22 protein-coding genes are annotated in these 22620 nt (G+C 68.1%); 6 read left to right on the forward strand and 16 right to left on the reverse strand.

Translation table 11 applies throughout. From position 1 onward, the window contains the following. The first annotated feature begins 35 nt into the window (after positions 1-35). Positions 36-320 (forward strand): YciI family protein, encoded by a 285-nt coding sequence (locus OG804_RS13520; RefSeq protein ID WP_328397425.1) that lies wholly within the window; start codon positions 36-38, stop codon positions 318-320. Between the two features lie 49 nt (positions 321-369). Here OG804_RS13520 and OG804_RS13525 read toward each other — a convergent pair whose 3' ends face one another. From OG804_RS13525 to OG804_RS13535, 3 genes are all read right to left on the reverse strand, one after another. Beyond that, positions 370-1374: a TerC family protein gene (locus tag OG804_RS13525; RefSeq protein ID WP_328397429.1), complete on the reverse strand. Its 1005-nt coding sequence runs from the start codon at positions 1372-1374 to the stop codon at positions 370-372. Between the two features lie 139 nt (positions 1375-1513). Next, positions 1514-4147, reverse strand: a complete 2634-nt coding sequence (locus OG804_RS13530; RefSeq protein WP_328397431.1) for a DNA translocase FtsK — start codon at positions 4145-4147, stop codon at positions 1514-1516. Positions 4148-4341: 194 nt separating this feature from the next. Continuing rightward, the gene (locus OG804_RS13535; protein WP_328397433.1) at positions 4342-4965 is read right to left on the reverse strand and encodes a TIGR03085 family metal-binding protein; all 624 of its coding nucleotides are present in this window, start codon (positions 4963-4965) and stop codon (positions 4342-4344) included. 135 nt (positions 4966-5100) lie between these two features. Here OG804_RS13535 and OG804_RS13540 point away from each other — a divergent pair, with 135 nt between their 5' ends. Together OG804_RS13540 and OG804_RS13545 are read left to right on the forward strand one after the other, a co-directional pair. After that, positions 5101-5484: a DUF4189 domain-containing protein gene (locus OG804_RS13540; RefSeq protein WP_328397435.1), complete on the forward strand. Its 384-nt coding sequence runs from the start codon at positions 5101-5103 to the stop codon at positions 5482-5484. Positions 5485-5575: 91 nt separating this feature from the next. Further along, positions 5576-6112 carry a hypothetical protein gene (locus tag OG804_RS13545; RefSeq protein ID WP_328397437.1) on the forward strand — a complete coding sequence of 179 codons (537 nt, stop codon included), beginning with the start codon at positions 5576-5578 and terminating at the stop codon, positions 6110-6112. A 75-nt stretch (positions 6113-6187) separates the two neighbouring features. Here OG804_RS13545 and OG804_RS13550 read toward each other — a convergent pair whose 3' ends face one another. Then, the gene (locus tag OG804_RS13550) at positions 6188-8170 is read right to left on the reverse strand and encodes a ribonuclease J (protein ID WP_328397439.1); all 1983 of its coding nucleotides are present in this window, start codon (positions 8168-8170) and stop codon (positions 6188-6190) included. Next, positions 8167-9075, reverse strand: coding sequence for a 4-hydroxy-tetrahydrodipicolinate synthase (dapA, locus tag OG804_RS13555; RefSeq protein ID WP_328397441.1), 909 nt, complete (start codon positions 9073-9075; stop codon positions 8167-8169). Before dapA ends, OG804_RS13550 begins: the two co-directional genes overlap by 4 nt. 149 nt (positions 9076-9224) lie before the next feature. Here dapA and OG804_RS13560 point away from each other — a divergent pair, with 149 nt between their 5' ends. After that, positions 9225-9677: a hypothetical protein gene (locus tag OG804_RS13560; protein ID WP_328397443.1), complete on the forward strand. Its 453-nt coding sequence runs from the start codon at positions 9225-9227 to the stop codon at positions 9675-9677. Positions 9678-9699: 22 nt separating this feature from the next. Here OG804_RS13560 and OG804_RS13565 read toward each other — a convergent pair whose 3' ends face one another. From OG804_RS13565 to OG804_RS13595, 7 genes are all read right to left on the reverse strand, one after another. After that, a complete protein-coding gene (locus tag OG804_RS13565) occupies positions 9700-10719 on the reverse strand; it encodes a hypothetical protein (protein ID WP_328397445.1) in 1020 nt (339 codons plus the stop codon). Then, entirely contained in the window at positions 10700-11995 is a 1296-nt protein-coding gene (locus tag OG804_RS13570) for a sensor histidine kinase (RefSeq protein WP_328397447.1), read from the reverse strand. The genes OG804_RS13565 and OG804_RS13570 overlap by 20 nt, the downstream gene beginning before the upstream one ends. After that, entirely contained in the window at positions 11992-12687 is a 696-nt protein-coding gene (locus OG804_RS13575) for a response regulator transcription factor (protein WP_328397449.1), read from the reverse strand. Before OG804_RS13575 ends, OG804_RS13570 begins: the two co-directional genes overlap by 4 nt. Before the next feature lie 106 nt (positions 12688-12793). Then, positions 12794-13246 (reverse strand): flavodoxin family protein, encoded by a 453-nt coding sequence (locus tag OG804_RS13580; protein ID WP_328397451.1) that lies wholly within the window; start codon positions 13244-13246, stop codon positions 12794-12796. A 71-nt stretch (positions 13247-13317) separates the two neighbouring features. After that, positions 13318-13827 carry a hypothetical protein gene (locus OG804_RS13585; protein WP_328397453.1) on the reverse strand — a complete coding sequence of 170 codons (510 nt, stop codon included), beginning with the start codon at positions 13825-13827 and terminating at the stop codon, positions 13318-13320. Further along, positions 13824-14576 carry a 4-hydroxy-tetrahydrodipicolinate reductase gene (dapB, locus tag OG804_RS13590; RefSeq protein ID WP_328397455.1) on the reverse strand — a complete coding sequence of 251 codons (753 nt, stop codon included), beginning with the start codon at positions 14574-14576 and terminating at the stop codon, positions 13824-13826. Before dapB ends, OG804_RS13585 begins: the two co-directional genes overlap by 4 nt. A gap of 223 nt (positions 14577-14799) precedes the next feature. After that, the gene (locus OG804_RS13595) at positions 14800-15900 is read right to left on the reverse strand and encodes an alcohol dehydrogenase catalytic domain-containing protein (RefSeq protein ID WP_328397457.1); all 1101 of its coding nucleotides are present in this window, start codon (positions 15898-15900) and stop codon (positions 14800-14802) included. Between the two features lie 137 nt (positions 15901-16037). On the opposite strand from OG804_RS13595, the gene OG804_RS13600 reads away from it, so the two are divergent. Next, complete coding sequence (locus OG804_RS13600; protein ID WP_328397459.1) at positions 16038-16433, forward strand: VOC family protein; 396 nt, start codon at positions 16038-16040, stop codon at positions 16431-16433. Positions 16434-16442: 9 nt separating this feature from the next. Here the strand turns inward: OG804_RS13600 and OG804_RS13605 are convergent, their stop codons facing one another. Next, positions 16443-17642, reverse strand: a complete 1200-nt coding sequence (locus OG804_RS13605) for an MFS transporter (RefSeq protein WP_328397461.1) — start codon at positions 17640-17642, stop codon at positions 16443-16445. Positions 17643-17732: 90 nt separating this feature from the next. On the opposite strand from OG804_RS13605, the gene OG804_RS13610 reads away from it, so the two are divergent. Further along, positions 17733-18065 carry an ArsR/SmtB family transcription factor gene (locus tag OG804_RS13610; RefSeq protein WP_328397463.1) on the forward strand — a complete coding sequence of 111 codons (333 nt, stop codon included), beginning with the start codon at positions 17733-17735 and terminating at the stop codon, positions 18063-18065. A 103-nt stretch (positions 18066-18168) separates the two neighbouring features. Here OG804_RS13610 and OG804_RS13615 read toward each other — a convergent pair whose 3' ends face one another. The 3 genes from OG804_RS13615 to rpsO form a co-directional block, all read right to left on the reverse strand. After that, a complete protein-coding gene (locus OG804_RS13615) occupies positions 18169-19584 on the reverse strand; it encodes a M16 family metallopeptidase (RefSeq protein WP_442941820.1) in 1416 nt (471 codons plus the stop codon). Then, complete coding sequence (locus OG804_RS13620; RefSeq protein WP_328397465.1) at positions 19559-21856, reverse strand: polyribonucleotide nucleotidyltransferase; 2298 nt, start codon at positions 21854-21856, stop codon at positions 19559-19561. The genes OG804_RS13615 and OG804_RS13620 overlap by 26 nt, the downstream gene beginning before the upstream one ends. A 400-nt stretch (positions 21857-22256) precedes the next feature. Then, positions 22257-22526 carry a 30S ribosomal protein S15 gene (rpsO, locus tag OG804_RS13625; protein ID WP_328397467.1) on the reverse strand — a complete coding sequence of 90 codons (270 nt, stop codon included), beginning with the start codon at positions 22524-22526 and terminating at the stop codon, positions 22257-22259. Positions 22527-22620 lie beyond the last annotated feature (94 nt).

Raw genomic sequence — 22620 nt, forward strand, 5'->3', positions numbered from 1 at the left:
ACTGGCGCGATCGAGCCGCGCACTAGAGTCGTATCGTGCCGATCTTCGCTGTTCACTACACCTATTCCGACGCCACTTCCGCCGACCGCGATACCCATCGTCCGCGCCACCGAGCGTGGCTGGCCGGCCTGCTCGCCGAGGGCACGCTGGTCACCAGCGGACCGTATCCGGACGGTTCCGGTGCGCTGCTGCTGTTCCGGGCGGCCGACAGCGCGACACTCGGCGAAGTGCTGCCGCAGGACCCCTTCGCGCAGGAGAAGCTGATCGACGAAGTCCGCGCCGTCGAATGGCAACCCGTTTTCGGCGTGCTGGCCGACTGAGACGCCGGACGTCCCGGCCGGGAATCGTGCCGGCCGGGACACACCGGAACTAGTCGCCGGACCCCGCGGCCGATTGCGGCCGGGCGCGCCCGCGGGTGCGCAGCAGGCTGGCGACTGTGGCCACCACCAGGATGCCGAGGATCACCGAGAGCGACAGCGCGGTGGAGATCTCCGGCACGCTCACGTGCTCGCCGCCGTTGATGAACGGCAGCGTGTTCTCGTGCAGGGCGTGCAGCACCAGTTTGATACCGATGAAGGCCAGGATGGCCGCCAGGCCGTAGGACAGATAGACCAACCGGTCGAGCAGGCCACCGATCAGGAAGTACAGCTGGCGCAGGCCCATCAGCGCGAAAGCGTTCGCGGTGAACACGATGTAGGGCTCCTCGGTCAGGCCGTAGATGGCCGGAATCGAGTCGAGCGCGAACAGCAGATCGGCGAACCCGATGGCCAGCAGCGCGAGCAGCATCGGGGTCACCACGCGGCGGCCGTCGATCCGGGTCACCAGTTTGTCGCCGTCGTAGGTGTCGGTGGTCGGCACCAGTCGCTTGGTCAGCGCGACGATCCGGCTGTCGCGTTTCTGCTCCTCCGCGACCTCGTGACCGCTGTCCTTCAGCAGTTTCACCGCGGTGTAGACCAGGAACAGGCCGAAAAGGTAGAAGACCCAGCTGAACGCGCTGATCGCCGCGGCGCCGACCGCGATGAAGACACCGCGCATACCCAGGGCCACCACGATGCCGATGAGCAGCACCTTCTGCTGATAGATCCGCGGTACCGCGAAGGTGGACATGATGATCAGGAAGATGAACAGGTTGTCCACCGAGAGCGCCTTCTCGGTGACGAAGCCGGCGTAGTACTCGCCGGCGAAGGTCCCGCCCCACTTCCAGGCGATCACACCGCCGAAGGCGAGGGCCAGACCGATGTACACCGCGGACCAGAACCCGGACTCACGGAAGGTCGGTTCGTGCGGAGTGCGCACATGTGCGAAGAAATCGAAAACGAACAGGCCGAGGATCACCGCGATGGTGATTCCCCAGATGAGAGCGGTTACCTGCATGCGGCGATCCGTTCAGCGGTACGAGTCATGGTCTCAATCATGCCCGATATGCCCGATTCACCCGGCTTGCGGGGTCGTCGCCGGCAATCGTCTCATACGACCGGCCGCGTCCGGCCCGACCACGCGACGTCCGCGCGCGTCACTCGTCGTCCGGTTCCGGCTCCTCATCGGCACCGCCGCCGCGGATCGACCAGAGCAGGCCGTCCAGCTCATCCGGTTTGATCAGCACGTCACGCGCCTTGGACCCCTCACTCGGCCCCACCACACCCCGGGTCTCCATGAGATCCATCAACCGGCCCGCCTTCGCGAATCCGACCCGGAGTTTGCGCTGCAACATGGAGGTGGATCCGAACTGCGAGGTCACGACCAGCTCTACCGCCTGCAGGAACACATCGAGATCGTCACCGATATCGGGATCGACGTCCTTCTTCTCCCCGGCCTTGGCCGCGGTGACGCCTTCGGTGTATTCGGGCTCGGCCTGGTTCTTGGTGAACTCGACGACCGCGTGGATCTCCTCATCGCTGATGAAGGCGCCCTGCAACCGGGTCGGTTTACCCGCGCCCATCGGCAGGAAGAGTCCGTCACCCATACCGATGAGCTTCTCGGCGCCGGGCTGGTCGAGGATAACGCGCGAATCGGTGAGTGACGATGTCGCGAAGGCCAGCCGGGACGGCACATTGGTCTTGATCAGGCCGGTCACCACATCCACCGACGGCCGCTGGGTGGCCAGCACCAGATGGATACCGGCCGCGCGCGCCTTCTGCGTGATCCGGACGATGGCGTCCTCGACATCGCGGGGCGCGGTCATCATCAGGTCGGCGAGTTCGTCGACGATCGCCAGGATGTAGGGGTACGGCCGGTACACCCGCTCACTGCCCAGCGGCGTCGTGATGGCCCCGGATTTCACCTTCCGGTTGAAATCGTCGATATGCCGGACCTTGCTGGCCTGCATGTCCTGGTACCGCTGTTCCATCTCCTCCACCAGCCAGGCCAGCGCCGCGGCGGCTTTCTTCGGCTGGGTGATGATGGGCGTGATCAGATGCGGGATGCCCTCGTAGGGGGTGAGTTCCACCATCTTCGGGTCGACCAGGATCATCCGGACCTCGTCCGGCGTGGCCCGCTGCAACAGCGATACCAGCATCGAGTTCACGAAACTCGACTTACCGGAGCCGGTGGAACCGGCGACCAGCAGATGGGGCGTTTTGGCCAGATTCGCCGAGACGAACTCGCCCTCGATGTTCTTACCCAGCCCGATCACCAGCGGATGGTGGTCGTTGCGCGTGGAGGGCGCGGTGAGCACATCGGCGAGCCGGACCAGTTCCCGGTCGGCGTTGGGCACCTCGATACCGACCGCGGACTTACCCGGGATCGGGGCGAGCAGACGCACGTTCTCGGTGGCCACCGCGTACGCGATATTGCGGGTGAGCGCGGTGATCTTCTCGACCTTCACCCCGGGGCCGAGTTCCACCTCGTACCGGGTCACGGTCGGGCCCCGGACGAATCCGGTCACCGCCGCGTCGATCTTGAACTGCACCAGCACCTCGGTGATGGCCTCGATCATCGATTCATTGGCGGCGCTGCGTTTGCGGGGCGGATCGCCCTCGATGAGCAGGCTCATCGGCGGCAGCGTGTAATCACCCTCGGTGACCCGGTCGGTGACGAATTCCGGTTCCGGGAGCGGCGGCGGGGTCTGATCGACCGCGGCGGGCGCGGCGGGTTTGCGTGTGCGGCGGCCCGCGGGCTGTTCGCCGTCGGAGCCGGTGGCGATCGGCTTGGCATCGCGCAGCGGCGGCTCGCCCGCACCGCCCGCCGTGGGACCCACGAACTCGTCGGCGGGATAGTTCTCGACCGGGGTGCGCCGGCGGCGCCGCGACTTCGCGGGCGCCTCGCCGGAGTCGGCGTCGTATTCGTCCACCGGGTCGTAACCGTCGCGATAGTCGGCGTCGTCGCCGTAACCGGGCGCACCGAAGAACTCCCGCAGCCGCTGGGGCGCTTCCCGCATTGTCGTGCCGGTAACCAGGAGTACGCCGAATACGACGGCCAGCAGCAGTATGGGCACCGACAGCCAAGCCGTGAGCCCGTCGGTGACCGGCCCGCCGATGACGAATCCGACGAATCCGGCGGCGTCGGCACGGCCCGCGGCGTCCGCCGGGGCACCGTCGGCGATATGCCACAACCCCAGCAACGGCAGCCCGATCAGCAGCCCGCCCAGCACCAGGCGCGGGCGGATATCCGGCCGCGGCTCGGTGCGCATCAACACCACCGCGACAGCGGCGGCCACGAACGGCAGGAGCGCTGCCGCCGAACCGCTGATCGCGCGGATGACGGCCTCCACCGCGCGTCCGATCGGACCGCCCGCCGACAGCCAGACAGCGGCCGCGATCACCGCACTGAGCGCGATCAATCCGAGCGCGACCCCGTCACGGCGATGGCCGTGTTCGATCTCCCCGGCCCGGCTGATGGCCCGGGTGGTGGCGCCGAGCCCCCGTGCCGCGACGGTCCAGCCGCCGCTGACCATCCGGCTGAACACCGCCAGGGGCGCCGTATCGGATCGGCGCGACGCCGCGGTGCGGCGGGCCGCGCCCCGGGCGGGACGGGTTCCGGTGCCCGGGCGCGCCGCCCGCCGGGTGGTTTTCCGCGCCGGGCTCTGCGCTTTCGCTGCGCCGGCCGCCTGACGCGAATTGCCCGAACGAGAACGCGCCGCGGTGGTCCGCCCCCGAGCCGATCCCGCCCGCGTACCAGGTGTGGTTGTGCCGCGGGACTTACCTGCCATGGCCTCAGGCTAGCCGCAACAACCCCATCCGGACCATCCGCAACACTGGTCACCCCCGCTACGACGGCGGGAAAATCGCTCCGCGGGCGGCTCTCGTCCGCCTACGTTCCCGTGGTCACGGCCCGGAATTCGCTCCCGGCGGCGGTGCCGCCGGCAACCAGCGCAATGCCGGACACCGCTCGCGCGGCGGGCGCTCAGATCGAACGATCGAGTGCCAGCACCTGACGGACGGCGTCCGGTTCCCCCTCGGTATCGATCCGGACCTGATCGCGCCCGAAGGCGTGCAGGAGCAGTTCGGCGGGCGTGCCGGTCAGCGTCACCGCGGGCCCGGCACCGTCCACGATCCGGATCCGGTCTCCGCCGGGTATCGAGAATTCCACCGGCACCGGCGATTTCCGGTACGCCATCTTGCCCATTCGGCGCAGCATCGACCACAGCCGCTGCTGATCCTCGGCGGGCAGGTCCCGCGGCTCCCATCCGGGACGCGCACGGCGAACATCCTCGTGATGGACGAACATCTCGCTCAGATTCGCGAACGCGTCCACCGGCCGCAGCGGCGACCACCAGGGCGGGCCGGTACGGACCTGCTCCAGGAGAGCGTCGAACGGCCGGCCGGCCGCCTTGTCCTGGACTCGCTGCAGATAGCCGGCGAAGGGACGCAACATGATTCCCGGCGCGGCATCGGGTCGTCGTTCCCGCACCACCAGGTGCGCCGCGAGTTCGCGCACGGACCACTCACCGCATAATGTGGGCGCGTCCGGGCCGGTGCCCTTCATCGTTTCGACCAATGCACGGCGTTCACGCTGAGCCATGTTCACACGATGAATCTAGCCGAGACCCAGTGATCGGGGAGGGAATGCGAAACCGAACCGGTTGCTCCGCGGCAGAGATGCTCTGTACTTTGTCATTCGGTCCATAAGGGTCGTGGACCGAAACGCACAGATGGGAACACCTTGAAGAAGTTTCTCACCGTTGCCGCCGTTCTGGTGGCGACCATCGGTTCATTGCTCGCCGCTTCGGTGACTCCGGCGCACGCGCAGTCCAGTAGTTACTACGGGGCCATCGCGGTATCCCTGTCCACCGGCAACTACGGCTGGTCCTATGACTACGACAGCTACTCCGAAGCCGAGCAGGCCGCCGAGAGCAGCTGCGGCGCCGCCGATTGCGTCGCCAAGATCTCCTGGCGCAACGGATGCGGCGCGCTCGCGGTTTCGGACAGCTGGCTGAGCTACGGCTCCGGCGCCACCCGGGCCGCGGCCCGCTCCGAGGCGCTGGCCAACAACCCCGGCAGCGCCGTGATCGAACACTGGAACTGCACCTCCGGCTACGACCTGTGAGTTCGTACCGACCAAATTTTCCGGCCGGCGCCGAATTCGCCGACTACTTCGTAGGGGAATCAGAACTGTGAAAATCCGTCCGATCCGGGTTGTGGCCGCCGCGACAATGGCCGCCGCCGCCCTGACATTCACCGCGTGCTCATCCACCGAGGACACCTCGACCGACGCGGCCGCCACGAGCACCGAGGCCGCCGCCGAATTCGAATCGGGTAAAACCCAGGACGGCCGGGAGGAGGGTAAGGCGCCGACCACCACGCCCGCGCCGAACCTGCCCAAGCCCACGGCCGAAGAGCTGAACGACAAGATCAACCGCGCGCTCGACGGCTCGGTCGGCGAGAAAGAGAAACTGGTCTGGATCGAGGACGCCGAGCAGGATCCGCAGCTGGTGGACAAGCTCGTCGAGGCCGCCAAGAAGAACGAGGTCACGGTCAAGATCACCAATGTCGGCGAACCGGTCGGCGGCAAGGTGACCGCCGACGCCGATGTCACCATCGGCGGTAGCCCGGTGGAGAACGCGACCGTCGACTTCGTGGCCGAAGGCGATCAGTGGAAGATCGCGCACGGGTTCGCGTGCAATATCGTCAAATCCGCGCAGCTGGATTCGGCGGCCTGCCAGCCCGACTCCTGATCCACCCCACGATCGGGACCTGAACGAGAAACCGCCGGAGGGCTGGACCCTCCGGCGGTTTCGTGTGTCCGGGCCTCAGACGCCGAGCACGGTGGGCACGATCATCGGGCGCCGCCGATAGGTATCGGCGACCCAGCGGCCTACGATCCGCCGTACGGCCTGCGCGATGCGGTGGGTATCGGTGACACCCTCACCGGCCAATCGCAGGAGTTCGGCCTCCACCAGCTCGGCCGCACCCGACAGCGCGGTGGGATCGTCGGAGAAGCCGCGGCCGCTGACCTCCGGCGTGCTCACCGCCTTACCGGTCGTCGCGTCGACCGCGACGGTGATGGCGATGAAACCGCCCTCTCCGAGTACCAGCCGGTCCGACAGCGTGGATTCGCCGACATCGCCGACCGACAGGCCGTCGACATAGACATGCCCGACCGGCACTCGGCCGACGATCGAGGCGATACCGTCGACCAGATCCACCACCACCCCGTCCTCGGCCAGCACCACCCGGTCCTCGGGCACACCGGTGGCCACCGCGAGTGCGGCATTGGCCCGGAGATGCCGCCATTCGCCGTGCACGGGCATGGCGTTGGTCGGCCGGACGGCGTTGTACAGGTAGAGCAGTTCCCCGGCCGAAGCGTGTCCGGAAACATGCACTTTCGCGTTCTGCTGTGTGATCACCGTGGCGCCGAGCCGCGCCAGACCGTTGACGACGGTGAACACCGAGTTCTCGTTGCCCGGGATGAGCGAGGATGCCAGCACGACCAGATCGTCGGCCCGGATATGAATCTGCCGGTGTTCGCCCCGGGCCATCCGGGACAGCGCGGACAGCGGCTCGCCCTGCGAGCCGGTGGAGATGAGAACCAGCTTGTCGCCGGGCAGCGTCGCGGCCTGATCCAGATCGACCACGATCCCGTCCGGAACCGTGAGATAACCCAGATCCTGGGCGATCTGCATATTGCGGACCATGGACCGGCCGACGAAGCAGACGCGCCGCCCGTACTTCTGCGCCACGTCCACCACCTGCTGGATGCGGTGCACATGGCTGGCGAAGGACGCCACGATCACCCGGTGGCGGGCCTTGCCGATCACCGTGTCCAGCACACCGCCGATCTCCCGTTCGGGCGTGACGAAGCCGGGCACCTCGGCATTGGTGGAATCGACGAGGAACAGATCCACGCCCTCGTCGCCGAGGCGGGAGAATCCCGCGAGATCGGTCAATCGGCCGTCCAGCGGCAGCTGATCGAGTTTGATGTCGCCGGTGTGCAGGACCGTGCCGGCCGGCGTGCGGATGGCCACCGCCAGGGCATCCGGGATGGAGTGGTTGACCGCGAAGTATTCGCATTCGAAGGGCCCGTGCTCGGTGCGCTGCCCCTCGGTGACCTCCAGCAGCGCCGGATGCAGTCGGTGCTCGCGGCATTTGGCCGCGACCAGGGCGAGGGTGAACTTCGACCCGATCACCGGGATATCGGGGCGCAGGCGCAGCAGGAACGGCACTGCGCCGATATGGTCCTCGTGCCCGTGGGTCAGCACTACGGCCACCACATCGTCGATCCGGTCCTCGATCGGCCGGAAATCGGGCAGGATCAGGTCCACACCGGGCTGCTGGTCCTCGGGGAACAGCACTCCGCAGTCGACGATGAGCAGCTTGCCGCCGTATTCGAAGACGGTCATGTTACGGCCGATTTCGCCGATACCCCCGAGCGCGAACACCCGCAGACCCTGACGCGGAAGCTTGGGGGGCAGCGACAGACGGTCCTGGGCGGCCGCCTCCGGAGGGGCGGCGGGCGCCGGGCGGGCGGAGTCGCCGCGCCCACGCCCGGTCTGTTTGGCCCGGCCCCCGCGCCGCGATCGTTCCCGTTGCGGTCGGGCTTCCGGGGCAGTGGCCTCGGCGACGGTCTCGGCTTCCCTTGGCACGGTTTCGGATTCCCTTTCGGCAGTGGATCCGGCGGATTCCGCAACCGGAGGGGTGTGCGCGGGTTCGGCCTGCGGCTCCGGTGCCGGAGCGGCGGGACCCGCACCGCGGCGCGCGGTGCGGCGGGGACGGCGGGCAGCGGGTTCGGTCATTCGAGCACCCCTGCCGCGCGCAGATCTGCGGCGAGATCCTCGAGCTGTTCGGGGCTGGGCATGATCTGCGGCAGCCGCGGTTCGCCCGCGTCCACACCGAGCAACCGGAGCCCGCCCTTCGTCATCGCCACACCCCCGAGCCGGGCCATCGCGGCGTTGAGCCACAGCAGGCTCGTGTTGATGTCACGGGCGCGAACCACATCTCCCGCGGTGAAGGCGTCGACCATTTCGCGCAATCGTTCCGGCACCAGGTGGCCGATGACGCTGATGAAGCCGACCGCGCCCATCGCCAGCCACGGCAGGTTCAACATGTCGTCACCGGAGTAGAAGGCCAGATCGGTTTCCGCGATCAGCGCGGCACCCGCGTTCAGATCGCCCTTGGCGTCCTTGACTGCGACGATGCGTGGGTGTTCGGCCAGCCGGCGAATCGTGTCGGAGGCGATCGGGACCACCGACCGCGGCGGAATGTCGTACAGCGTGACCGGTAGATCGGTGGCGTCGGCGACGGCGGTGAAATGCGCGAACAGGCCTTCCTGGGTGGGTCTCGAGTAGTAGGGGGTCACCACCAGCAGTCCGTGCGCGCCCGCGCGCTGGGCGTTGCGCGCCAACTCGATCGAATGCGCGGTGTCGTAGGTGCCGGCCCCGGCGATCACGGTGGCCTGGTTGCCGACCGCGTCGACGACCGCGCGCAGCAGGTCCGCCTTCTCCGATTCGGTGGTGGTCGGCGATTCGCCGGTGGTACCCGAGATCGCGAGCAGGTCGACGCCCCGTTCGACCAGACGATGTGCCAGGGAGACGCCGGTGTCTATGTCGAGCTTTCCCTCGGCACTGAAGGGGGACACCATCGCGACACCTACTGTGCCGGACGCGCTCAACACCGGGGGCGTCGATTCACCGTTCGTCATGGTCAGAAAGGCTACCCGGTCACCTGATCGGCCTCGACACCCTCGTCTGTGTTCCCGGCCGCCGCGCAGGCAACAGCGACATCACCCCAAAGTCAGCATGATGCCAATTCGCTCCTTGACGACATCGAATATGGCGTCACACTGGTGTCATGGATCTGACCCGCTACACCGCCCGCATTCGCGACGACCTGGTGGCCGCGGCCGCGCTGGGCGACGAGAAAACGCAGGCCACGGCCACTGCCCTCGCCAACACCGTGGAGAACTCCGCCCGGCTGGCGCTGCTCTCGGCACTCACCGAACTCGCCGATACCGTCACTGCCGAACTCGGCGACCGCAGCGTGCACGTCTCACTGCACGGCACTGAGGCAGACATCGAGGTCCGGCGCGCCCACACGAACGACAACCCCAGCTTCGAGGAGATGACAGGTGATATCAGCCGGGTGACCCTGCGCCTGGTCGAACAGATGAAATCCCGGGCGGAGGAGGCCGCCGCGCAGAGCGGCCAGTCGTTGAACTCCTGGATGTCCGGAGTCGTCTCCGGTGCCCTGCGCGACCAGATGCGCGGCGGCTACGGAGCCTCCAAACGCGACGAAACGCCCTGATCCGGACCCAAACGGGCGCCCGTCAGGTGGAGACGAGAACCTGACCGGAGGTGGCGATCTCGGTACGGCGGTCTACACCGGGCGCGCTGGCCAGGACGGTCGCGATGTTGCGCCGCCCGGAGGGCAACACCCGGACCGTGACCGACCCCGCGTTCGCCGCGTCCAGCTCCCGGACCGCGAGAGCCACCACTTGCCGGCGCACCGTGCCGGGAACGCTCGCGAAACCGCCATCGTCGAGCAGCAACACCTCTACGCCTCGGGACCGGGCACCGCGCGCGGCACTGTTCAGCTGGTCGGTGACAAGCCGCGGTGCGCGCAGGCCGTCGCGCAGTTCCGCCTCCAACAACCGGCATTCCACACGTTCACGAGCATCGAGTTCACCGCCGCGGGCGATCCGTTCGAGTATCGGTCGGGCGATTTCGTCCAACCGGCCCAACTGCCGCACCCGCTCGGCATGCTCGGCGTCCATGGTCGCCTCGGCGGCCGCACGCATGGCAGCATCCTCGTGCAGCAGCCGCAGCGAACGCTGGGTAGGCCGCATGATCAGGACACATACCGTCGCCCCGGGCAGGGTGGAGAGCGCGATGAGAAGGACTACCAGGGAACCGAACTCGATCCCCGGGACGAGATCGGCTGCCACGACGGTCGCCGTCACGGCGGCCGCACCCGCCCAGGCGGCACCGATCCTTCCGCGTAACACCAGCACACCCAGCACATACGAGAAGGCGAAGACAGCCCAGGGCTGACGCTGCGAGTCCTCGTAGAAATTCAGACGGGTCGCCACTACGGCCAGCAGCCCGCTCACCAGCACGAAGACGGTGGCCGGCCATGGGAGCGGATCGCCGGGGATCAACACCAGGACGAACGCGGCACCCAGCATCACGGCGAACGCGGGGGCCGCCTGCGCCGACGGGATATCGTGGAACGGCGGCAGCATGTACAGCGTGATCGTGGCGGTGAGACCCGCCAGGAAGACCCCGCCGGCCCGGCCGCGCATACCGAGCAGAGCGCGCAGTTCGATATCACTGCCCTGATCCGACATCGTCACCTCCCCCGGCGCTACCCCACATCAGGGTCACCACTGTCCCTTCCCCCGGTTCCGATTCCACGAAACCCGCGCCGCCGGGCAGCTGCCGCATGCGGCCCAAGATACTGACCGACAGGCCGAGCCGGTCGACCGCTACTGCCTCCCTGTCGAAGCCGAGGCCGTTGTCCCGCATCACCACCCGCAGCCCACCCGCGCCGACCGTCACCGTCACCGTGCGCCGGACAGGACGGTCGGGGACGCCGGCATGACGCAGGCTGTTGCGGGTGGCTTCCGCCAGCGCCGCCGCCAGGGTGCCCGCAGCCTCCACGGGCATCCGCAGGTAACCCGCGCGGCCCCCGCGACAGGCCGTGAACGCAACCCCGGCGTTCACGTCGTGCACCGCCGCGCGCAGGAAACCGACGGCCGAATCGGCGTCCAGATAGTCGGGGTCGATATCGGAGACGCGGGTGGCGTCGAGCTGGTCGAGGGTGCGTTCGGCCTGTGCCCGCAGAATCGGAGAGGCGCCGCCGGTACGGGAGGCGTCCAGCAGTGTCGACAGCACACCATCGTGGATGAGGGCGGCGAACCGGGCCCGTTCTCGTTCCCGGGCGGCGGTACCCGCGATTGCCGCCGCCCGCTCGCTCGCGATCGCCGATTCCCGGTCCACCCGGGCGCCCGCCGCCCGGGCGTACATCACACACCACAGGAACAGCCCGCACAACCCGGCCTGCCGCACGAAATTCTCGACCACGTTCAGCGGCGTGATGTCGTCGAACATCACGTACAGCGCGGTGCCCGGGATCGCCGACGCGGCCACGAGATAGGCGCCGGCGAGCAGCGGTCGCCAGGCCAGCGCGGCCGCCAGCACCCCGACGGCGATCAGCCGGTGCGCCCAGATCGGTCCAGGCGCCTCCACGATCTCGGAGTAGTGCGCCTGCACCAGCATCATCGCCGTGAGATAGCCGAGCGCGGCGGCACCCGCCACCTGCCTGATCAGGCGCGGCCCGGCGACCATCGACACCACCACGAGCACCGGCAGCATGCCGAAGGCCACCGGCACCGTGACAAGGGTCCACACCAGTGGGACCGAGCGGTGCTGCACGATGATCTCGGGCAACTCCATCACGCAGGCAATGGTTCCGACAAGCCCGATCACCAGACCGAACCGGCGCTCCAGCCGGTCGACGGCGTGTTCCGGTCCAGCGGCACGGCCACCGGAGCGCACCGCGTGCGGTATCCGCAACAGGCCCGGCCGGGAAGACGGCGCGGCAGGCACGGACGCCGTGTTCATGGCCGACGATGCTCGGGCACCGGCAGCCACCCGTCCTCCACCGCCCGCTTGTACAGCTCGGTCTTGGTGGGCGCGGGACGTCCCGCGTCGGCGTACTTCTGCCGGATCCGGCCCAGATAGTCGTTCACGGTCTGCTCCGACAGCCCCGTCAGCCGGGCCACCCGGGAGGCTTTCTCCCCGGACGCGTACAGGGTGAGCACCTCCTCCTGCCTGGGACTCAACCCGACCCTCGACAGCTGCGGATCCCCGTCGAGAGCGGCTGCCCAGTCGGTCGTCACCACCTGCTCCCCGGAGGCGGCGCGCCGCACCGCGGCGACCACCGCGGCCTCACCCTCCGATTTACGGAGTACACCCAGCACCCCGGCTTGTGCAGCCGAACGCACCAGGTACGGATTCTCGGCACCGGTGAACACCAGCACTTCCACACCGTTCTCCCGCAGCGTCCGAACATTGTCCTCGGGCGTGGAATCGTCGGCGAGCCGCAGGTCCAGCACCACCAGATCCAACGACCACGTATCGCCCAGGCGGCATTCCGGATGCTTCAGCAGTTCGGCGACCGTGCCGACGGTCGCGACCAGCATCAGATCCGGTTGCGGCCCGAGCATCGCAGACAATCCGATCGCCACCGATTCGTGGTCTTCCACCAGTCCGATCCGGCGTGGCACGCTCAATTCCGCGACACTCTCGGTCACCACCAACTCCCCTCACGCACAACACGTTGTCCAAGCAGTATGGCGGTCCGAACACTGCAGGGTCAGCCCCAGATTTCAGGGGAGCGCGCGACTTTCGGGAGAAAGGTCAGCCCATCAGCTGGGCAGCGACCGTAGCGCCCAGTTCCCAGCACTGCTCGAGATCGTCCTTCGCCGGTTTGCCCATCACCACAACCGAACCCGCGGCCTTGACCCAGCCCAGTCCGGCGGTCACCGATTCCACGCTCCGCTCGGCACCCTCGGTACCCTCGTTTCCGTGGACATACAGCCCGTACGGCCTGCCGCGGGTGCTGTCCAGGCACGGGTAATAGCAGGTGTCGAACGCATGCTTCAACGCACCGGACATATAACCCAGGTTGGCAGGGGTTCCCAGCAGATAACCGTCGGCGGCCAGCATCTCGTCCGGTGTGAGGGCAAGTGCCGCCCGGCGCACCACCTCCACGCCTTCGATCTCCGGGTCGGTCGCCCCGGCCAGGACCGCTTCGAACATCGCCTGCATATGCGGGGACGGCGTGTGATGGACGATCAGCAACCTCGGCACCTGCCGAGCCTAACGGCTGCGCCGCCCAGTGGCCCGGCCCGGACACCCGGCCGCGATCCGGGTTTCTCGGGTCAGGCCCCGGTTTCGCGCTCGCGCTTCTCCAGGTCGACCGCGCGGCGCATGGTGTCACGGGCGCGGGAACGATCGCCGGCGTAGTCGTAGGCGCGAGCCAAACGGTAGGAAACCCGCCAGTTGTCGGGATCGGCTTCCCACTCCCGCTGAATCGAAAGGAACAGCTCGTCGGCGGCCGCGCGGTCGATCCGGCCGGAGGGCCGGCGCGGTAGATCCGCGACGTCCAATTCCAGCCCCTCGTCGTGGATCCGGCGGGCCAGCCGCTGATGGTCCAGCGCGGATCGAATGGTGGACACGACCATCCACACCCCCAGCAACGGCAGGATCAACACCCCGACGCCGAGCGCGACACCCGCGACCTTCCCGGAGGTCAGCAGCCCCACCGCGATCCGGCCCAGCCACACGAAGTAGAAGATCAACGCCAGGACCAGCGCCGCCACCAGCGCAACGATTTTGAGAACGTCACGGTCGGGGCCGGATTCACCGGACCGTCCGGCGGAGTCGTTCACAGGTCGAGGAACGGATCGAGCCCGACGGTGAGACCGGGCCGGCGGCCGATCTGGCGCACACCGAGCAGGACGCCGGGCGCGAACGACGAGCGGTCGATCGAATCGTGCCGGATGGTGAGCGTCTCCCCCTGGGTGCCGAACAGCACTTCCTGATGGGCGACCAACCCCGCCAGGCGCACCGAATGCACCCGCACCCCGTCGACCTCGGCGCCGCGTGCCCCGTCGAGTTCGGTGGTCGTCGCGTCCGGGACAGGCGCCGCCCCCGCCTGTTTACGGGCTTCGGCGATGATCCCGGCCGTGCGGTAAGCGGTGCCCGACGGGGCGTCGGCCTTGTTCGGATGATGCAGTTCGATCACCTCGACCGATTCGAAGAACCGGGCGGCCTGTTCGGCGAAACGCATGGACAGCACCGCGCCGATCGCGAAGTTCGGCGCGATCAGCACCCCGACCTCCGGCCGGCCGGCCAGCCAGCCGCGCACCCGCTCGAGCCGGGCATTGTCGAATCCGGTGGTGCCGACGACAGCGTGGATCCCGTTCTCCACCAGGAACTGGAGATTGTTCATCACGACATCGGGGTGGGTGAAGTCCACGACCACCTGAGCCCCCGTCTCGTTGAACCGGGTCAGCGCATCGTCCTTGTCCACAGCGGCGACCAGTTCGAGATCGGCGGCCGCCTCGACCGCCGCGCAGACGGCCTGACCGACCTTGCCCCGCGCCCCCAGAACGCCAACCCGAATCGGTGCCGTCACCTCGTCACTCCCTACCTGTCGTCGGACTGCCGGATCGAGCCTACTGCTGTGTTTATTTGCCCCGCCTTCGGTGGGGCGGGTCGGGGCCCTTGTCAACCCCGGTTCTTCACTCCGCCGCTCAGTCGCTGCGCTCCTTCGCTCTGTCGCTCCAGAACCGGGGCGGGCCCCGACCGGGGATGCCGATCATGTGGGCCTGGAGCCCTTACCTGCCGGGTCCCGCAGCTCAGAAGATGATCACCTGTCGCAATGCGTGCCCCGCCGCCAGCTCGTCCATGGCCTCGTTGATATCGGCCAGCCCGATCCGCGCGGAGATCAGCTTCTCCACCGGCAGCCGCCCTTCCCGCCACATCCGGACGTACTCCGGTATATCGCGCGACGGCACCGCCGAGCCCAAGTAGCTGCCGATGATCGACCGCCCCTGCGCGACGAGCCCCAGCGGCGAGATACTGGCCCGCGCATCCGGCGCGGGCAGGCCCACCGTCACCGTGACACCGCCCGGCGCCGTCGCCTCGACGGCACTTTCGAACGCTCGTGCCGAGCCGACCGCTTCGACGACCACCTCGGCGCGGATTCCCCGCTCGGCCAGGTCCGCCGGTGTATGCGCAGCCGTAGCGCCGAGTTCGCGCGCCAGCGCGAGTTTCTCCGGCACCGTATCGACAGCGATCACTTCCCGTACGCCCAGCGATACCGCGACCAGGACCGCCGCCATACCCACACCGCCGAGTCCGACCACCATGACGCGGTCGGCGGCGGCCGGTTTCGCCGAGTTCAGCAAGGCGCCGCCACCGGTCAGTACCGCGCAGCCCAGGACTGCGGCGATCTCCGGCGGCACATCCTCGTCCACGGGCACCACCGACCGCTCGTCCACGACCGCGTGCGTCGCGAACCCGGACACCCCGAGGTGGTGGTGTACTTCCGAGTCGTCGCGGCGCAGCCGGCGGCCGCCGCCGAGTAGTTCCCCCGCGTTGTTGGCGGCACTGCCGGGGATACACGGTGTCCGGCCGTCCGAGGCGCAGCCGGCGCATTCGCCGCAGCGCGGCAGGAAGGTCATCACGACCCGCTGCCCGACGGCGATATCGGTGCCCGGACCGGCCTGCACGACCTTGCCCGCGGCTTCGTGGCCGAGCAGCATCGGTACCGGCCGCACCCGATTCCCGTCCACCACCGACAGGTCCGAATGGCACAGTCCGGCGGCTTCGATACGCACCAGGAGTTCGCCGGGACCGGGTTCGGAAAGTTCGAGTTCGCTGATGGTGATCGGCGCCGAATCGGCGTACGGCACGGTCGCGCCGATCCGTTCCAGGACTGCCCCACGAATTCTCATGGTCACCACGGTAGGCCGCGCCGTGCACTTGATCATGATCCGGATCGGACTATCCTCGATTGCCGTGATGGTGCTCCCGTTGGCCGCCTTGTACCGAGCCCGGGGTCGGGGCCATCACGATTCGAGGAGATCTTCCTTTGTCCGTTCAGTTCAACCACACCATTGTCGGATGTCGTGACAACCGGGAATCGGCCGAGTTCTGGGCCGATATCCTCGGCCTGGAGCCGGGCGCCCAGTGGGGTCCGTTCATTCCGCTGGCCACCGGCAACGGGGTCACGTTCGATTTCGCGAACGTCCCCGGCCATATCACCGAGATCCAGGGCCAGCACTACGCGTTCCTGATCTCGGAGCAGGAATTCGACGCCGCCTACGCCAAGATCCAGCGCTACGGTCTCGCGCACTGGGCCGATCCGCACCAGCGCGCCGCGGGTGAGATCAACCGCAACGACGGCGGGCGCGGCGTGTACTTCCTGGACCCCAGTGGTCACTACCTGGAGTTGATCACCGTTCCCTACGGGGGATGGCCGGCGTAGTCCGTCCGCCTATCGACCGCCGCGGCGCAATCCCAGCGTCGCGGCGGTCAGGCAGGCCACTGCGACGATGCCGACGAACCAGGGGAACACCGTGTGCAGGCCCCAGGTGGTCGCGGCCCAGCCGGCGAGCACGGTCGGCAGCGCCATCGATGTGTAGGCGAGCAAGTAGTACGCCGACATCGTCTCGCCGCGTCGGTGCTCGGGCACCACATGGGACAGGTGGCGCAACGAACCGCCGAATCCCAGGCCGAAAGTGGAACCGAGCAGGACACCCGCCGCCAGCACCGCGACCCAGTTGTGCGTACCCAGCGCCGGCACCGTCAGGACCAGCGCCACAGCCATGCCGATATCGCCGGCGACGGCCGCGCGCCGGGCCGGAATCGCGGTGGCGAACAGCTGGACCAGCGCGGCCGCGGTGGCGGTCGCCGCGACCACGACACCGCCGAAGACGAGGTTGTGGATACCGGTCTGCTGCGCGGCCAGCGACGGATACAACGACAGCAGGACACCGAGCACCGACCACGCGGCCATCACACCCATGGCCGCGAACCAGAAATCGGCCCGGATCTCCCGGGGGACGGCGGGGCGGGAGATGCGGATCCGTCCCGCGACCCGGGCGGCGTGCGGTTCGCGCAATGCCAGGACCCCCGCGGTGACCAGCAGGCAGATCACGCTGATCACCACATACGGCGTGCGCAGCGGATGCGGCGCGTACTGAGCCAGCAGGGCCGACCCCATGATGGCGACGGCCATTCCGATGTTGAAGGCGACGCCGGTGAGCTGGCCCGAACGCGCGCCGCGGTGCGGCCGCAGATCGAGCAGGGCCGCCGCGCCCGCGACCACGGTCGCGCCCACGGCCATCCCGTGCAGGGCGCGCGCGACGAGCAGCATGGGCACGGTATCGGCGAGTACGAACACTACGAGCCCGGCGATCATCAGGCCGAACGCGCCGAGTAGGACAGGTTTGCGGCCGATCACATCGGAGATCCGGCCCGAGACCAGAACGGCGCCGAGGGCGGCGAACGCGTAGACCGCGAAGACCACCGTGGTGGTCAGCGGGGACAGATGCCACTGCTGCTCATAGAGGCCGTAGAGCGGCGCGGGCACTCCGGAGACGCCGAGCGCGACCCCGGTCGCGCTCAGGACCAGCCCGTAGGCCCACGATTGAATGGTTCTGCCGTCGGTCGATACCGAACTTGTCGCTGCCATGAGATCCCCGAACAGGTAAGTTTGACGTTGATCCAACTGTATCGACCTTATTCCAGAGTTCGATGATCATCAAACTTTAGTGAGCAGATCATGACGCAGACCACACCCACCACAGACTCCGCGACCCCACCGGTCGCCGCGCTGCCCGTGGTCCTGGCCGCGCTCCAGGACCCGGTACGCCTCGAGATGGTCCGTCGGCTCAGCAACGCCGACGGCGCCGTACGCTGCGCGGCTCTCTACGACGTGATCAACAAATCGACGGCCACCCACCATTTCAAGGTGCTGCGTGAAGCCGGGGTGATCGAACGGCTGGTCGTCGACGGACAGACGCAGCAGCGCCTGCGCAACGCCGATCTCGACCGGGCCCTGCCCGGCCTACTGGACTCGGTGGTCGACGCCGCCAACCGAGCGGTCCAGGACTGAATGCCTGCGCCCGCTCCGGCGCATGCCCGCGAATGCCGAACGCCCGGCGGATCGTGATCGACACGGTCGGCCGGGCGGCCCACACGCACCCGGTATTCGCGGATCAGCTCGCGGTCAGTCGTCGTACCGATGCCGGTAGATCACGCACCCGGTGGTAGGGCCCGGCGACCGAGGCCGCGAACGGGCGCGACAGCAGCGCGGCGGCGATCTCGCCGACCTCCTCGGTGGTGACCGCGTCGATACGGGCCAGGGTCTCCGAGACGCTGCGATGGTTACCGTAGCTCAGTTCGCTGCGGCCGATCCGGTTCATCCGCGACGCCGAATCCTCCAGCCCCAGTACCAGTCCGCCGCGCAGCGACCCCTTCGCCCGGGCACATTCGGCATCGGTGATGCCGTCGGCGGCGACCTCTTCGAGCACCCCGCGAGCAAGCCCGGCGACCTCGCCGAGATTCTCCGGCTGACAACCCAGATACACCGAGAACGCACCGGTGTCGGCGAAGGTGTCCACACTCGAGTACACCGAATACGCCAGTCCCCGTTCCTCTCGGATCCGCTGGAACAACCGGGAACTCAGACCGCCGCCGATCACCGTGTTGAGCACCGACAGCGGCCAGCGCAGCTGTCCCTCGTGGCGGCCGTAGGCCCGCACACCGAACACCAGATGTGCCTGTTCGCTGTCCCGGTTGCTCCAGGTCAGGGTCGGTTCCTCGCGAGTGCGGAAACGGCCCTCCCGCCGCGGCGCCGGCAGCGCGTCGGCGGCCAGCCGGTCGGCGACCGCACGGTGCACCAGTTCCACCGTGTGCTCGTGTTCGATATTGCCCGCGACCGCGACGACCATCCGGTCGGGGGTGTAGCGACGTTGATGGAAGGAACGCAGCTGACTCGCCCGCATCCCCTCGATGGATTCGACGGACCCGATGATCGGCCGCCCGATGGGGTGATCACCGAACAGCGCGGTGAGGAAGGCATCGCCGACGAGATCCTCCGGATCGTCGTCGCGCATCGCGATCTCCTCCAGCACGACCTGCCGCTCCACGTCGACGTCCGCGGCCCGGCACAGACCGTTGAGCACCACATCGGTGACCAGGTCCACCGCCAACGGCAGATCCTCGTCCACCACGTGGGCGTAGTAGCAGGTCTGCTCCTTGGCGGTGAAGGCGTTGAGCTCCCCGCCTACGCCGTCCATGGCCTCGGCGATATCCAGCGCCGACCGTGTCGGCGTGGCCTTGAACAGCAGATGTTCCAGAAAATGCGCCGCGCCGGCGACGGTCGGGCCCTCGTCGCGCGAGCCGACTCCCACCCAGACTCCGATGGACGCCGAACGTACGCCGGGCACCTGCTCGGTCACCACCCGCAGACCACCCGGCAGGACGGTACGCCGCACTCCGTTGTCGATATCGACGGTTTCGCCGATCCGCCACGTCGATGACGAACCCCCCTGGCCACTCGGGCGCAGGGGGGCCGTCGATTTCTGCTCCGTCACACGACCAGTACTACTCGGTCGCGGCCGCGTCCGCATCGGCGGGGACCTCGTCGGCGTTCTCGTCGACGGGAACCAGCGAGATCTTGCCGCGGTTGTCGATATCGGCGATCTCCACGCGCAGTTTGTCGCCCACGTTCACCACGTCCTCCACCTTGGCGACGCGCTTGCCGTTGCCGAGCTTGGAGATGTGCACCAGACCGTCGCGCCCCGGCAGCAGCGAGACGAACGCACCGAACGCCGTGGTCTTGACCACGGTGCCGAGGAATCGCTCGCCCACCTTGGGCAGCTGCGGGTTGGCGATGGCGTTGATCGCGTCGATCGCGGCCTGCGCCGACGGGCCGTCGGTCGCGCCGACGAACACCGTGCCGTCGTCCTCGATGGAGATGTTGGCGCCGGTGTCCTCGGTGATCTGGTTGATCATCTTGCCCTTGGGCCCGATCACCTCGCCGATCTTGTCGACCGGGATCTTGATCGCGGTGACCCGCGGGGCGTACGGGCTCATCTCGTCCGGGGTGGTGATGGCCTCGGCCATCACGTCCAGGATGGTGGTGCGGGCGTCGTGCGCCTGGCTCAGCGCACCGGCCAGCACCTGCGAGGGAATACCGTCGAGCTTGGTGTCGAGCTGCAGGGCGGTGACGAAACCGCGGGTACCGGCGACCTTGAAGTCCATATCGCCGAACGCGTCCTCGGCGCCGAGGATATCGGTCAGCGCCACATAGCGGACTTCCTGCGCACCGGCGTCGTTGGTGACGGTGTCCGACACCAGGCCCATCGCGATACCGGCGACCGGCGCCTTCAGCGGCACACCGGCGTTCAGCAGCGACAGCGTCGACGCGCAGACCGAACCCATCGACGTGGAGCCGTTGGAGCTCAGCGCCTCGGATACCTGCCGGATGGCGTAGGGGAACTCTTCCTGGCTCGGCAGCACCGGGATCAGCGCCCGCTCGGCCAGCGCACCGTGCCCGATCTCCCGGCGCTTGGGCGACCCGACGCGACCGGTCTCACCGGTGGAGTACGGCGGGAAGTTGTAATGGTGCATATAGCGCTTGGAGGTTTCCGGGCCGAGCGAATCGACCTGCTGCGCCATCTTGACCATATCCAGGGTGGTCACACCCATGATCTGGGTCTCGCCCCGCTCGAACAGCGCCGAACCGTGCGCCCGCGGCACCACGGCGACCTCGGCGGACAACGCCCGGATATCGGCGAGACCGCGGCCGTCGATCCGGAATCCGTCGGTGAGGATGCGCTGCCGGACCAGCTTCTTGGTGACCGAACGGAACGCGGCGCCGAGTTCCTTCTCCCGGCCCTCGAACGAGGCGCCGAGCCGCGACAGCACGTCGAGCTTGATCGCGTCGATCTTCTCGTCGCGCTCCTGTTTGCCGGCGATGCTCAGCGCCTCCGACAGCGGTGCCTTGGCGGCGTCCTCGACGGCCGCGTAGGTGTCCTCGGCGTACGGCGGGAACAGCGGGAAGTCCTCGGTGGGCTTGGCCGACAGTTCGGCCAGGTCCTGCTGCGCCCGGCACAGGCGCGCGATGAACGGCTTGGCCGCTTCCAGTCCCTCGGCGACCACGGCTTCGGTCGGCGCCTGCGCGCCGGCGTCGATCAGTTCGATCACGTTGTCGGTGGCTTCGGCCTCGACCATCATGATCGCGACGTCGCCGGTCTCGGTGACCCGGCCGGCCACGACCATATCGAAAACAGCCTTTTCCAGCTGCTCATTGGTCGGGAAGGCGACCCACTGGCCGCCGGCGGGGGTGCCGACCGCCGGATCGTTGATCAGCGCGACCCGGACGCCGCCGACCGGACCGGAGAACGGCAGGCCCGCGATCTGGGTGGACGCCGAAGCCGCGTTGATGGCGACCACGTCGTAGAGATCTTTGGGATCCAGGCTGAGGATCGTCACCACGACCTGGATCTCGTTGCGCAGCCCGTCGACGAACGAGGGCCGCAGCGGCCGGTCGATCAGGCGGCAGGTGAGGATGGCGTCGGTCGAGGGACGGCCCTCGCGCCGGAAGAACGAACCGGGGATCCGGCCCGCCGCGTACATCCGCTCTTCGACGTCGACGGTCAGCGGGAAGAAATCGAACTGATCCTTGGGGTGCTTGCCGGCGCTGGTCGCCGACAGCAGCATGGTCTCGTCGTCCAGGTAGGCGACGACCGATCCCGCGGCTTGTTTCGCGAGCCGGCCCGTTTCGAAACGGATGGTGCGGGTGCCGAAGGCGCCGTTGTCGATCAGCGCGACGGATTCGAAAACACCCGGTTCGACCTCGATGGCCGAGCTCTTCGAGCGTTCGGTGGTTTCTGGCATTTCTCTGTTCTCAACCTCTCGTCTCGCCGGATACAGCGCCCGGTGGCGCGATCCGGCTGTGTCAGCCGTACCAGGTTCGAACGCGGCGCGACGGCGGAACCGCGGTGACAATCGAAGTCAGCGGTCGCCGTATTCGGGCTGCGGCGCGTACACCCGGCCGGGCTCCCCTTGGAGCCGGCGACGCGGAGGCGGTCATCGATCGAAGCTCTCCGGCGCACCACGTGCGGGCCCGAAAAGCCACTACCGAAGACCGACGCCACGAGCGCGGGTGTGCACGGCTGGTTCTGTCGTATCACGCCCGGGAGATCCCCGGTACGCGAAAATGCCGACGAGGCGATTGTATGCGCCCCGTCGGCATACGCGACGCCCGGCTCGTGGAACCGGGCGTGTTCAAGATCGATCAGCGCCGCAGGCCCAGGCGTTCGATCAGGCTGCGGTAGCGGTTGATGTCCTTGTTGGCGAGGTACTTCGACAGCCGCTTGCGGCGGCCGATCAGCGCCATCAGGCCGTGGCGGGTGTGATGATCGTGCTTGTGCACCTTGAGGTGCTCGGTGATCTCGGAGATCCGCTTGGACAGCATCGCGATCTGCGCCTCCGGCGAACCGGTGTCCGTCTCGTGCAGACCGTACTCCGCGAGAATCGTCTTCTTCTGCTCGGTGGTCAGCGCCATGGGGCATCCACTCCTGTTTCTCAGTTCCGCGCGCAAAGTGCCCGGTGGCCGTACCATCGCGTATTCGCCGAGGGCGGGTACTCCAGATGGTGCG

The sequence above is a fragment of the Nocardia sp. NBC_00416 genome, assembly GCF_036032445.1.
In the GTDB taxonomy this organism is placed as follows: Bacteria; Actinomycetota; Actinomycetes; order Mycobacteriales; family Mycobacteriaceae; genus Nocardia.